This window comes from Nocardia sp. bgisy134, assembly GCF_965341865.1.
Taxonomy (GTDB): Bacteria; Actinomycetota; Actinomycetes; order Mycobacteriales; family Mycobacteriaceae; genus Nocardia.
Window position 1 is genome coordinate 70,685 of sequence record NZ_CBDQZP010000003.1, and the last position, 12,203, is coordinate 82,887.

Below are 12,203 nucleotides of genomic sequence, written 5' to 3' on the forward strand. Positions count from 1 at the left end.
CCGGCAGCTTGCGTGAACCGATCGGTCCATGCTCCAATCATGACAGATGTGGACCGATCGGTTCATCGAAAGGACGGAAATCCATGAATGCGCCCGCGCAGATCGATCCGGCCCGCCTTTCGGGCCTCGAATTGCTGAAGATCGCGATGACGCTGAAGGACCGTCCGCCGTTCATCGGCGACCTGCTCGGCATGGAGGCCGAGACGCTCGAGCACGGCAAGGTGGTGTTCAGCCTGCAGACCCGCCAGGAGTTCGCCAATCCGCTCGGCAGCACGCACGGCGGCATCTGCGCGACGCTGCTCGACTCCGTGATGGGCTGCGCGGTGCACAGCACCCTGGAAGCCGGCGTCGGCTACAGCACGCTGGAGCTCAAGGTCAACTACATCCGCTCGGTGCCCACCGACGGCCGCAAGCTCACCGCCACCGGCACCACCATCCACGTCGGTCGCACCACCGCGACGGCCGAGGGTCGCGTCGTCGACGACCAGGGCCGCCTCGTCGCCCACGCCACCACCACCTGCGTCATCTTCCGCTGAGGAGCATCGCCGTGACCGAACGTGACACCCTGCGAAAGTTCAAGCGGGAGAGGCTGATCGGCCGCTACATCGCGAACCCCGCGGTGGCGGCGCTCGACCGGCTCGGCATCCGCACCGCGCTGGTCTCCGAGCTGGAGACCACCGGCGCGAAAACCGGCCTGCCCCGGCGAGTTCCGGTGACGGCGTCGTTCGACGACGCGGGCGCCTGGATCATCTGCCAGCACGGACCGCGTGCGGGCTGGGCGCGCAACATCACCGCCGACCCCCGGGTCCGGCTGCGCCGCGGCGACCGCTGGTACACGGGAACCGCGGCGTTCGTCCCCGACGACGACGTGGTGGCCAGGGCACGCAGCTTCGCCACCGGCAGGATCGCCCGGCCGGTCCTGGCGTGGACGATCAAGGCGCTGGAGACCGAGCCGATCTCGGTGCGCGTCACCTTCTCGGCGGCCTGAGCTCCCTGCCAACGCTTTTGGGGGCAGCTCGGAGCGTAACGAGGCGGATGGGGCGGACCGGTTTCACAGGTGACGTCGTCCCCGTCGAGTCACCGAGGAGATCACCGTGCTTCATCTCGCCTCCGTCCCCAGCAACCCGATCGAAGCGCTGCTGCGGACGCTGTCCCTGCTGATGTGTTCCCTTTCCTCCGGCGAGGGGTGCGCGGTCATTCAGTGACGAACCGCGCGCCCACGCCGTACCTTGCCGTTCACATTTCGCGCAGTGCGCCGGGGGTGAGCGGCTCGTCGAGCAGTCGCCGGAAACGGTCGGCGCGGTCGTCCGCGTCGACGGCGCGGTCCAGCCAGCCGCCGAGCAGGCGATATCCCTCGACATAGGTGCTGATGTAGGCGCGCCACAGCGGCGAGGAGAGGAACCGCAGCGACTGACGCGCCCGCTCCGGCGTCACCAGATTCCACCGCTGCAAGAACTCCGCGACCTCGGTCTCGTCGCGGCGCCGATCGTGCAGCAGCAGGGCCGCGTCCTGGCGCACGGAGAGCAGCTTGGCCGAGGCCGTCGACAGGCGCTCGGCGCGGTCGCCGTCGAAACGCAGACCGAGGTCGGCGTAGATCTCCTGCGCCCACTTGCCCCAGCCGGGCCCCACGATCGAGCGCAGCGCCTGATCCGCGAGGCCCTCGGCCATCAGACACTGGGGCGTGTTGACCACGAACAAGGTCTGCTCGGCCTGCCCGGCCGCCACCAGACCGGCCTCCTTGCGGCAGTGCTCGGTGTGGTGGCCGGGGTAGGACTCGTGCGCGATCAGGTGCGGCAGGTTCGCCATGTGCTGCTTCAGATCGGAGTTGATCGCGACCGTGGAGCGGTAGTTGCCCAGGTAGTAATTGAATCCGGACCACGGCTTGTCGCCGACCACCTCGTAGGTGACGTGCTCGTGGTCGGGCAGCGGATAGCGTTCGCGCACCAGCTCGCGCAGCGCGCCGGAGAATGCCTCGACACAGTCGCGCAGCCGCTCCGGCGGAATCTCGTCGGCCTTGCGGTGTGCGGCGACCCGCTCGGCCAGCAGTCCGTCGCCCGCGAGCACCTCGTCCATCTGACGGTGCGCGTCGCGATAGGCCTCAGTGTCGCCTGGCGCGATGTCGACGTCGAAGTAGGCGCGCACCTCGTCGACGAAGCCGATGTTCTCGCCGGCGAACTTGCGACCCGAGCACTCCAGCGCGCGCAGGTGCACGTCGAGGAACTCGGTGCGCTCCGGCGCGAGACCCGCGTCGGGCAGCGCCGCGCGCAGGTCGGCGGCGCGCCGGGCCAAGTCGCGGGGCTGGGGTGCGGGGGCGTTGTCCACCTCGCGACGCAGCCGCGGATCGCCGGTGTAGGCGTCGACGAAACCTTCCTCGAGCCGGTCGAAGGCCAGGCCGAGTCGCAGGTACTCGGTGACGAGCGGATGCGCTTCCATGCCAGCCGACACTAGCGGGTACCGCGCACGGTATCGAGGTGGTTACCAGCCGGTAGCGGCACCCCCCGTTTCACACAATGGTGAAGCGGAGGAGAATTCGACCATGCGGCGAGAGCTAGATCGAATCTCACAGGGCCGAACCGGCTTGTGTGCGTGTTTGCCGAAATGGAGCGTCGGGTAAGTGGCACGAATGAGCGAGCCGAGCCCCTATGTGGAATTCGACCGTAAGCAGTGGCGAACGCTGCGCAAATCGACTCCGCTGGTGCTCACCGAGGAAGAACTGATCGGCCTGCGCGGCCTCGGCGAACAGATCGACCTCGAGGAAGTCGCGGAGGTCTATCTGCCGCTCGCTCGTCTCATCCACCTCCAGGTGGCCGCCCGGCAGCGCCTGTTCGCCGCCACCGCCACCTTCCTCGGGGAGAAGCACCCGGATCAGCAGGTGCCGTTCGTGATCGGCGTCGCGGGCAGCGTCGCGGTCGGAAAGTCGACTACTGCGCGTGTGCTGCAGGCGTTGCTGGCCCGCTGGGATCACCATCCGCGTGTGGATTTGGTCACAACCGATGGGTTCCTCTACCCCACCGCCGAACTCACCCGGCGCGGCATCATGCACCGCAAGGGTTTTCCGGAGAGCTACGACCGGCGCAAACTGCTGCGCTTCGTCACCGAGGTGAAATCGGGTGCGCCCGAGGTGTGCGCCCCGGTGTATTCGCACAATTCCTACGACATCGTGCCCGGCAAATTGCACTGCGTGCGTCAGCCGGACATCCTCATCGTCGAGGGACTGAATGTGCTGCAAACCGGTCCGCGCCTGATGGTTTCGGATCTGTTCGATTTCTCCATCTACGTCGACGCGCGTATCGAGGACATCGAAAAGTGGTATGTGCAAAGGTTTCTCACCCTGCGCAAGACCGCCTTCGCCGACCCCAACGCCCACTTCCACCACTACGCGGGCTTCACCGACGACCAGGCGACCGCCACCGCCAAAGAGATCTGGAACTCCACCAACCGCCCCAACCTGGTCGAGAACATCCTCCCCACCCGCCCCCGCGCCACCCTCGTCCTCCGCAAGGACGCCGACCACAGCATCAACCGCCTCCGGCTTCGGAAGTTGTAAATCACCTCCCCACAACGGGTTACGCTGCGAACGGGAGTACCATCCAGCCAGTAGCAAACAGCTGCAATCCCCCAGCCCCTAGTTCCTATCGCCTATCTCCTTGCTGCCCAAGGGTTTCCAGCCTGCACGCGGCAAGCTAGTATCGGGGCGATCGATGCGGGGGCACAACGGGGGGTACTGTGCAATCTCTGACGTGGTGGCGATTCTTGACGATTCCGGCCGCCTTCGCTGCGGCATATCCGTTCATGGGCGTGTACATCGGCACCTTCCCTGACCACGAGCTGATTCCCTACCCGTGGAACTGGCGCACGGTGGCGCTTGCGGCACCGCTGATTTCGGCTGTTGTGTGGTGGAAGTTTCCACGCGCTCGCGACGAAGCCGTCGCATTCGTGGCGGGGGTCTGGGCGTGGACCGCGGTCTTCGCCAGCATCTTCTTGGGTCTGTAAACCCCTACAACCGCCAGGCCTGGTCCAACCGGCTCGCCACATCGATGTCGAGCACCGCCGCGATGTGGGGTTTGCGGATTTCGGTGGCGATGTAGCGGGCGACGAAGCGGCGGATCTCGTGGTCGACGCCGACGAGGACGCGCAGGAGTTGGGCGCGTTTGGTGCCCGCGGCCACGTTGACGTGCACGTCGCGCCGGCGAGGTTCGGCGATGTCGATGAGGACCCGGAGCGGCTCGGCGGTGCGGGCGGTGAGGTGCAGGTGAACCGTGCCGTCCACCTCGAAGCGGTGCCGATCGATGCCGAGGTCGACGAGAATGCCGACGCGCAGCGGGAGGACCAGTTCGAAGGTGATGACCTCGTCGAGGCGGCGGTGCACGCGCGGAATGCCAAGGCGCACATGGGCGACGACCTTGGCCAGCCGCGCCGGGCCGACCCGCAAGGGGCCGACATCGAATGCCGCGCCGGTCAGCTCGCCGAACGCGGCGGCGACGCGTTCCTCGGACACGGCGTACTCGAGGAAGCGGCGGCCGAACTCCTCGTAACCGATCTGCCGACCCGGTCCGTCACCGTTCGGCGCCGGGGCGGGCGCCGGCGGGGTCTGCGTCAGAACATGCACAGACCGGACGGTACTGGAAGGTGGCCGTTTCAGACCCCGAAACGGCGATGTCGAGCCGCGTAATCGCGCAAGGCGCGGAGAAAATCCACCCGGCGGAACTCGGGCCAGTAGACCTCGGTGAACCATATCTCCGAGTATGCGCTCTGCCACAGCAGGAAGCCCGAAAGCCGCTGCTCACCCGAGGTGCGGATGACCAGATCCGGATCCGGCTGACCCGAGGTGTACAGATGCTGACCGATGGCGTTGACGGTGATCGACTGCACCAGATCCTCGCCGGTCTCCCCCGCCGCCATCTCCTGGCGCACCAGCGACCGCACCGCGTCGGTGATCTCCTGACGCCCGCCGTATCCGACCGCCACATTGACGTGCACGCCCTTGCGCCCCTCGGTGCCTTCCGCCGCGGTCCGCAACCGCTTGGCGATCAGCTCGGGAAACCCGTCGAGCGAACCGACGATCCGCACGCTCCAATCCCGTTCGGGCGCCGAGAGCTCCTCGACCACATCGGTGATCACCTCGAACAGCGTTTCCAGCTCGTCGGGGTCACGCTGGAGATTCTCGGTCGAGAGCAGGTAGACGGTGACCATCTCGATGCCCTCGTCCGAACACCAGCCGACCAGCTCCGCGATCTTCAGCGCACCGACGCGGTGGCCGTGACTCACGTCGGTGAAACCGTTCTCCCTGGCCCACCGGCGATTGCCGTCGCACATGACCGCGACGTGGCGTGGGTGTTGTTTATCGGCCAGCTGCTTGGACAGCCGGGCCTCGTAGATGCGGTAGGGCAGACCACGCACCCGGCTCCGAAGCTCCACGGCGTCCAACAGTACGCCTCGAAGGCACGATCACGGCATCGGCCGCGATTCCCCGGTACAGTGACAGCCGGAGTCAACCTACGGTCGCGTAGGTTACTCACCAGTTAACTAGGAGGTCACTCACGTGTCCGAATCTGTCGGCGCCGCCGACGCGGAGCTGGTCGGAACCTCTCCGGCGGAGGCGCTCGTCGCGCTGGTGAAGCCGCGGATGCGCGGCTGGATCCACACCTGGGCGGTCGGCATCGCCGCGATCGCGGGGATCACACTGGTCGCCGAGGCGGCCACCGTGTCCGCGACGGCGGGCTGGTCCACCCTGGTGTATGGCCTCACGGTGTGCGGATTGTTCGGCATCAGCGCCGTCTACCACCGCATCACGTGGCAGACCCCGCGCACCCGCATCAGGATGAAGCGCGCGGACCACTCGATGATCTTCCTGTTCATCGCGGGCAGCTACACCCCGTTCGCGCTGCTCGGCCTGCCGGGAAGCACCGGGCAGACGCTGCTCGCGGTGGTCTGGGCCGGCGCGCTCGCGGGCGTCGCGCTGAAACTCCTGTGGCCGACCGCGCCACGCTGGGTCGGCGTACCGCTGTATCTGCTGCTCGGCTGGGCGATCGTGCCGGTGGCCGGGCAGCTCAACGACCAGATCGGCATCGCGCCGCTGATCCTGCTACTGATCGGCGGGCTGATCTACAGCGGCGGCGCCATCCTCTACGCCACCAAGTGGCCCAATCCGTGGCCGACGGTCTTCGGGCATCACGAGTTCTTCCACGCCGCGACGGTGCTCGCGGCGCTGAGCCACTACATCGCGATCTGGTTGGTGGTGCTGCGCTGAGTTGTCGAAGCTGCGCTTAGTCGTCGGGAGCCGCGCTGAGCGGTCGTCGGCGCTGCGCTGAGCCGTTGGAGCTCGCCGGGTCGTCGAGAGCGCCGCGCTGAGTTGTCGGAGCTGCGTGAGTTTCGCATTGCCGCCCCTCCGCCGAGATTCGGCCGGATAAGCTGCTCTTTCGTGTCACTTCTCGCCGCCTGTACCCGGTCGACGTTCTCGGCGGGTGGTCGCGCGTCGTGATCGCCAAGCTCGTCGTCTGGGCGCTGAAGGCCCGCTGGGGTCTGTCGGCGGTGGTCATCACCGCGAACCTCAGCGGTCTCGCCGTGATCGTCACCGGGCTGTGGCTGAGCGGGTTCTTCGGCAGGCTCGGTGCGGACTGGATGCGCACCATGGCCCTGGTCGCGATCTATCCGCTGATCGGACTCCTGGCCGGTGTCGGGTTGGCGATGCGCGACCGGGGCAAATACTTCGGCTGGCTAGACCAGACCCGCAAGCCGACGCCCGAGGAAGCGAGCAGACTGCTGCGGCTGCCGATCGCGATCACCGTCCGGGCGCTCGCCCTCTGGATACCGGGCGTGATCGTGGTGACGGCCACCTTCACCCACCTGACCGAGATCGACGCACCCGGCGTGACGGCGGCGCTGTTCACCCTCGGCGCGTTGCAGTCGGCGGCGGTGACCTTCCTGATCGTGGACCGGCTGATCCGGCCGACCATTCCGGTGGTGTCCGCCGTGCTGAGCGACACCATGCACTGGAGTTCCTCGGTGCTCATGCGGGTCGTCGTCACGTGGGCGGTCGCGGGGGCCATGCCGCTCGCCATGCTGATCGCGGTACTCGCCGACCCGGCCACGCCCGCGTCGGACCGCATCCGCACCGCCATCTATCTGTCCGCGGTGGGCATCAGCGTCGGCGCGCTGGCCACCGCCATCTTGGCCCGCGCGGTGGCGAGCCCGATGCGGACGCTGCGGCTGGCGCTGGATCTGATCAGCAGGGGCGAGACGAACGTCCGGGTGCCGGTCGGCAGCAGCAGCGAGATCGGGCGGCTCGAGCACACGGTCAACGAGCTGGCCGCGAACCTGCGCGAACGCGAACGGATGCGCGCGGTGTTCGGCAGGCACGTCGGCGCGCAAGTGGCCGAGCGGGCGCTCACCGGAGGCATGGACCTGACCGGTGACGTGCGGATCGTCTCCGCGCTCTTCGTGGACGTGACCGGATCGGTCGCGCTGTCCACCGGCCTGCCGCCGCAGGAGTTCGTCGCCAAGCTGAACCGGCTGCTCTCCATCGTCGTCGCCGCGACCGAGGACAACGACGGACTGGTCAACAAATTCGAGGGCGACGCCGCGCTGTGCATCTTCGGCGCGCCGATCGCGCTGCGGGACAACGCGACTCCGGCGCTCCGCGCCGCCCGCCGGATCCGCGACGAGGTGACCGCGAGCGGCGAGCTGGACATCGGCATCGGCGTCGCGCACGGCCAGGTCTTCGCGGGGGACGTCGGCACCGACACCCGCCTGGAGTTCACCGTCATCGGCGACGCGGTCAACGAGGCCGCCCGCCTGACCACCGAGGCCAAGGAGGCGCCCCGCCGAATCCTGGTGAGCGGCGCGGTGATCGAGGCCGCGGCCCCGCACGAGCGCGAGCAGTGGACCCTGTACGACAACATCCTGCTGCGCGGCATGCAGGAACCGACAGCCTGCTGGACCGACACCGAGCAACCCGCGATCCAGGGCGATGATGCCCCGGAACCCGCGCTCGGCCGCGACGAAAGCCGCGTGCCCAACCGCATCACCCCGGAACGCACACCCGGGAGCGCCGACAGCCGCGCGTCCGACAACACCACGCTCGAACCCGCACTCGACGACGTCGAGGACCGCGTGCCGTCCGATGCCAAGCACCCCACGCCCCTGGGCGACGACGGCCCGGAACCCACACTCGGCCGCGACGAAAGCCGCGTGCCCAACCGCATCACCCCGGAACCCACACCCGGGAGCGCCGACAGCCGCGCGTCCGACAACACTACCCCGCAACCCACGCCCGAAAGCGCCGACGACCGCGCGCTCACCAATGCCACTCCGGAACCTGCACCCGGCGGCGCTGACAGCGGTGCGACTGGCGACTCCGCCCCGGAACCGGTCGCCAACACCGCACCCGAACCCGAGCCCGCCGCCGATAACGCCGACGATCCGGCACCGATCAGCGCCGTTGCCGAAATACGAAGCGCCGCAACGGAAGCTGAGTAGCCGGGCGCGCGCGGCCGATCCCGGCGGCGGTATCGGTCAGGCGCTGCGAGGTTTGCCGAACTCTTCGATCAGCACCGGATACTGCTCACCGCCGTGCCCGGCGGCGATCGCGCGGTCGGCCATCGCCTTGATCAACTTCGGCAGTTCGGCGTTGACACCCACCGCCTCGCTCTCCTCTATCAAGTGCGCCATCGCCCGCGCGTCGGTCTCCAGCGCGGACACTTCGGCCGGGAAAGACCCGTTGTCGATCTGCTCGGCATACCCGGGCAGCCACTCGGCCACACCGGCGGCGATCTGCCGCGCGAACGGCGCGTAGGTCGCCGCGTCGACACCGACCGTCCTGAGCAGCGCGGTGCCCTGGAGCCAAGCGTTCAAGACGCTCCACATCATGGCCAGGCCCGCCACGTCGTACAGGGACGCCAGCCCGTGATCCGCACCGAGATAGGCAACGGTGCCGAGCGCGTCGAGTGTCGGCTTGTGCGCGTCGAAGTCCGGCTGCGGCCCGCTGTGCAGAATCACCGCCTCGGCGGTGCCGATCGCGGGCGGGATGGCCATGATGGCGCCGTCCAGGTAGTTGGCGCCGCGCTCCCCGGCCCATCGGGCGGCTTCCCTGGCCTGGGCCGAGCTGCCCGAGGTCAGGTTGATCACTGTCGTTCCGTCCAGGTCGATTTCGCTGCCGCCGAGCAGTTCGTACACCGCCTGGTAGTCGGTGACGCAGAGGATCGTCAAGGAGCTCGCCGCGAGCGCGTCGGCGACCGTCGGCGCCAGCCGTGCACCCTCGGCCACCAGCCGGTCGGCCTTCGAGGTCGTGCGGTTCCACACGGTTGTGGGATGCCCGGCTTTCAGGAACGCGCCCGCGAGCGCCTGCCCCATCAGTCCGAGTCCGATGACTGTCACGGGTGTTTCGGTGTTGTTCATGGCAGCATCGTCATCGTTGATACCGGTGTGAAGGTCAAGCGAGGATTCGATGCGAATCGGGGAACTGAGTCGTCGGACGGGCGTCAACGCTCACCAGTTGCGCTACTACGAGGCGCAGGGTCTGCTGGAGGCCGATCGCGGCGCGAACGGTTACCGCGAGTTCGACGAGAGCGCCGTGCTGCGGGTGAAGCAGATCCGGCACCTGCTCCGTGCGGGTCTGTCGTCCGAGGACATCGCGTATCTGCTGCCCTGCGCGGTCGGCGAGGCCCCCGAGCTGCCCGGGTGTCCCGAGCTGCTGGCCGCGATGCGTTCCCGGCTGAAGCGACTGAACGATCAGATGGACCGGCTCGCTCGATCCCGCGACGCGCTCACCGGCTACATCGACGCGGCCGAGCGCATGGGCGGCGACAACTATCCGCCCTTCGACGATGCCGCCGTGCAGCGCGTCCCCGCCTGAGCAGCTTGCGCGCCGGAACATTCACCACCGCACCGAACTTCACCTTCGAGCGCACCGCGGTCTGCCGAAGCCGGGCGCGTTCGCGCCGACGGCATCCGGCAGCCACCGCGCCGGGCGATGGTGAGCGGCACAGTGATTCGGAGTCGCCCGTACGAATTCAGCTGCGGGCCAGCGACTCCCGCAGATCCTCTGCCGTGGTGACCGGCAGGTCGCAGACCGACCCGCGGCAGACATAGGCCGCCGCTGCGCCCGCCACCAACGGCCGATCGACGAGCAGCGGTGCGGAATCCGGCGCTCCGGCCAGAACGACCGAGCCGCCAGGCGCGAGCTCGCGCGCCACGGCGAGCAATTCCGTTGCGGTGTCGGCATTCTCTGCCACCGCGGCGACGGCGATCTGGACCGGACCGCGCAGGGCGGCTTCCGCCACGGTGAGCCACTGGCCCGCCGAGCGCGGCGCGCGAGCGAGCACGACCGCGCCGCGCCGGAGCGTCGTTTCCGCGAGTTCCCGGTAGCGCGCCGCCCGCTCGACATCGCTGACCGCGGCGGCGGTGAGCAGCGCCTCGGCGAGTGCCGACGCACCGGCCGGGGTGGCGCCGTCGATCGGGTCGCGCGGACGGGCGACGAGGGTTTCGGCGTCGTCGGCGGTGTCGAACCAGCTGCCGGGCGCCTCGGCATCGGCGAAGCGTTCGACGGCGGTGTCCAGCAGCCGCTGCGCCTGATCGAGCCGCTCCGGATCGCCGGTGGCCTGATACAGCGCGAGCAGGCCGGTGACCAGCCAGCCGTAGTCCTCGAGCACGCCCGCCGAAGCGCCGACCGCACCGCCCAGCGAGGCCCGCCGCACCCGCCAGTCGACCACGTGCTCGGCGAGCAGGAACCGCGCGCAGCGATCAGCGGCCGCCACCCAATCCGGCCGTCCGAGTGCCGAACCCGCCTCGGCGAGCGCGGTGATCGCCATGCCGTTCCACGCGGTGACCACCTTGTCGTCGCGGGCGGGCTGCGGGCGACGGCCGCGTTCGGTGCGCAACGTCTCCCTGATCCGGTCGAACCGCTCCTGCTCGGCCGCGTCCCGCGGATCGCGGTAGCGGGTGAGCACCGAGGTGCCCTGTTCGAAGTTCCCCGCCGTCGTCACGCCGAAAACGTCTGCGGCCCAAGCGCCGTCGATGGGACCGAGCGCGCCGACCAGTTCCGCGGGCGTCCACACGTAGGTCGCGCCCTCGACGCCGGGGCCGCCCGGTTCGAGATGGGTGTCGGCGTCGAGCGCGGAGGCGAACCCGCCGTGCTCGGTCCCGAGATCGTCGAGGATGAAGTGCGCGGTCTCGCAGGTGATACGCAGCGCGAGCGAGTCTTGCGCGTGCGGCGTGCGACGCGCCAGATGCGCGTAGCCGCGCAGCAATTGCGCGTTGTCGTACAGCATCTTCTCGAAATGCGGTATGAGCCAGCGATTGTCGACCGAGTAGCGGGCGAAACCGCCGCGCAGCTGGTCGTAGATGCCGCCGCGCGCCATCGCGTCGGCCGCGCGCTGCACGACATCGCGCACGGCCTGGTCGCCCGTGCGCTCCCAGCTGCGCAGCAGCCCCTCGAGCAGCGCGGACGGCGGAAACTTCGGCGCCCTCCCGAACCCGCCGTGCTCGGCGTCCTCGTCGCGCAGCACCGCCGCCACCGCGTGGTCGAGCAGCGCGGCGGAGAGGGTCAGATCGGCGTCGGGCAGACCGGCGGCCTGCGCCCGCAGGGCCTCGGCGACCTGCGCCGACGCCTTGTCGACATCCTCGCGCCGGTTGCGCCAGGTGTCGCCGACGGCGGTGAGCACCTCGGCGAACGAGGGCATCCCGCCGCGCCGATGCTTCGGGTAGTAGGTGCCGCAGTAGAACGGCTCGCCGTCGGGGGTGAGGAAGCTGGTCATCGGCCAGCCGCCCTGACCGGTCATGGCGACGGTGGCGTTCATATAGACCGCGTCGAGGTCGGGCCGCTCCTCGCGGTCCACCTTCACGCAGACGAAGTGGTCGTTCATCAGCGCGGCGGTCGCCTCGTCCTCGAACGACTCGTGCGCCATCACGTGGCACCAGTGACAGGAGGCGTAGCCGATCGAGAGCAGGATCGGCACGTCGCGCCGCCGCGCTTCCGCGAGCGCCTCGGCATCCCATTGCCGCCAATCAACCGGGTTATCGGCGTGCTGACGCAAATAAGGGGACGTCGCGCTGGCCAACTGGTTCACGACTCCAGCCTGCCACACCGGCGGGCATACGAACCGGTCCACACACAGCCCCGCGCAACCGATGTTCCCCGTCCCTCTCGCCACCGTTTCTGGTGGAGCTCGCCATGCGGGTGGCGCTGTGGCTGCTCACCACCGGGC

Annotated in this window: 12 protein-coding genes; 7 read left to right on the forward strand and 5 right to left on the reverse strand. The window is 68.9% G+C overall.

The features are described 5' to 3' along the window. Positions 1-83: 83 nt before the first annotated feature. Both ACRWNM_RS06955 and ACRWNM_RS06960 read left to right on the forward strand, forming a co-directional pair. Entirely contained in the window at positions 84-536 is a 453-nt protein-coding gene (locus tag ACRWNM_RS06955) for a PaaI family thioesterase (protein ID WP_431964675.1), read from the forward strand. Between the two features lie 11 nt (positions 537-547). Next, on the forward strand, positions 548-988 hold the full coding sequence (locus tag ACRWNM_RS06960) for a nitroreductase family deazaflavin-dependent oxidoreductase (protein ID WP_431964677.1): 441 nt from the start codon (positions 548-550) through the stop codon (positions 986-988). 248 nt (positions 989-1,236) lie between these two features. Here the strand turns inward: ACRWNM_RS06960 and ACRWNM_RS06965 are convergent, their stop codons facing one another. Next, on the reverse strand, positions 1,237-2,433 hold the full coding sequence (locus tag ACRWNM_RS06965; RefSeq protein ID WP_431964679.1) for a DUF885 domain-containing protein: 1,197 nt from the start codon (positions 2,431-2,433) through the stop codon (positions 1,237-1,239). A 181-nt stretch (positions 2,434-2,614) separates the two neighbouring features. On the opposite strand from ACRWNM_RS06965, the gene coaA reads away from it, so the two are divergent. After that, positions 2,615-3,547 (forward strand): type I pantothenate kinase, encoded by a 933-nt coding sequence (gene coaA / locus ACRWNM_RS06970; RefSeq protein ID WP_431964681.1) that lies wholly within the window; start codon positions 2,615-2,617, stop codon positions 3,545-3,547. A 206-nt stretch (positions 3,548-3,753) separates the two neighbouring features. Further along, on the forward strand, positions 3,754-3,993 hold the full coding sequence (locus ACRWNM_RS06975; protein WP_431964683.1) for a hypothetical protein: 240 nt from the start codon (positions 3,754-3,756) through the stop codon (positions 3,991-3,993). Positions 3,994-3,997: 4 nt separating this feature from the next. On the opposite strand, the gene ACRWNM_RS06980 is transcribed toward ACRWNM_RS06975, so the two are convergent. Then, positions 3,998-4,609, reverse strand: coding sequence for a hypothetical protein (locus ACRWNM_RS06980; RefSeq protein ID WP_431964685.1), 612 nt, complete (start codon positions 4,607-4,609; stop codon positions 3,998-4,000). Positions 4,610-4,638: 29 nt separating this feature from the next. Beyond that, the gene (locus ACRWNM_RS06985) at positions 4,639-5,427 is read right to left on the reverse strand and encodes an isoprenyl transferase (RefSeq protein ID WP_431964687.1); all 789 of its coding nucleotides are present in this window, start codon (positions 5,425-5,427) and stop codon (positions 4,639-4,641) included. Between the two features lie 148 nt (positions 5,428-5,575). On the opposite strand from ACRWNM_RS06985, the gene trhA reads away from it, so the two are divergent. Together trhA and ACRWNM_RS06995 are read left to right on the forward strand one after the other, a co-directional pair. Continuing rightward, a complete protein-coding gene (gene trhA, locus ACRWNM_RS06990; protein WP_431965373.1) occupies positions 5,576-6,250 on the forward strand; it encodes a PAQR family membrane homeostasis protein TrhA in 675 nt (224 codons plus the stop codon). 227 nt (positions 6,251-6,477) lie between these two features. Further along, a complete protein-coding gene (locus tag ACRWNM_RS06995; protein ID WP_431964689.1) occupies positions 6,478-8,478 on the forward strand; it encodes an adenylate/guanylate cyclase domain-containing protein in 2,001 nt (666 codons plus the stop codon). A 36-nt stretch (positions 8,479-8,514) separates the two neighbouring features. Here ACRWNM_RS06995 and ACRWNM_RS07000 read toward each other — a convergent pair whose 3' ends face one another. Next, positions 8,515-9,396 (reverse strand): NAD(P)-dependent oxidoreductase, encoded by an 882-nt coding sequence (locus ACRWNM_RS07000; RefSeq protein WP_431964691.1) that lies wholly within the window; start codon positions 9,394-9,396, stop codon positions 8,515-8,517. A 49-nt stretch (positions 9,397-9,445) separates the two neighbouring features. Between ACRWNM_RS07000 and ACRWNM_RS07005 the strand changes: the two genes are divergently transcribed. Further along, positions 9,446-9,853 (forward strand): MerR family transcriptional regulator, encoded by a 408-nt coding sequence (locus ACRWNM_RS07005; protein WP_431964694.1) that lies wholly within the window; start codon positions 9,446-9,448, stop codon positions 9,851-9,853. 157 nt (positions 9,854-10,010) lie between these two features. On the opposite strand, the gene ACRWNM_RS07010 is transcribed toward ACRWNM_RS07005, so the two are convergent. Further along, positions 10,011-12,065 (reverse strand): thioredoxin domain-containing protein, encoded by a 2,055-nt coding sequence (locus ACRWNM_RS07010; protein WP_431964696.1) that lies wholly within the window; start codon positions 12,063-12,065, stop codon positions 10,011-10,013. Between the last annotated feature and the right edge of the window lie 138 nt (positions 12,066-12,203).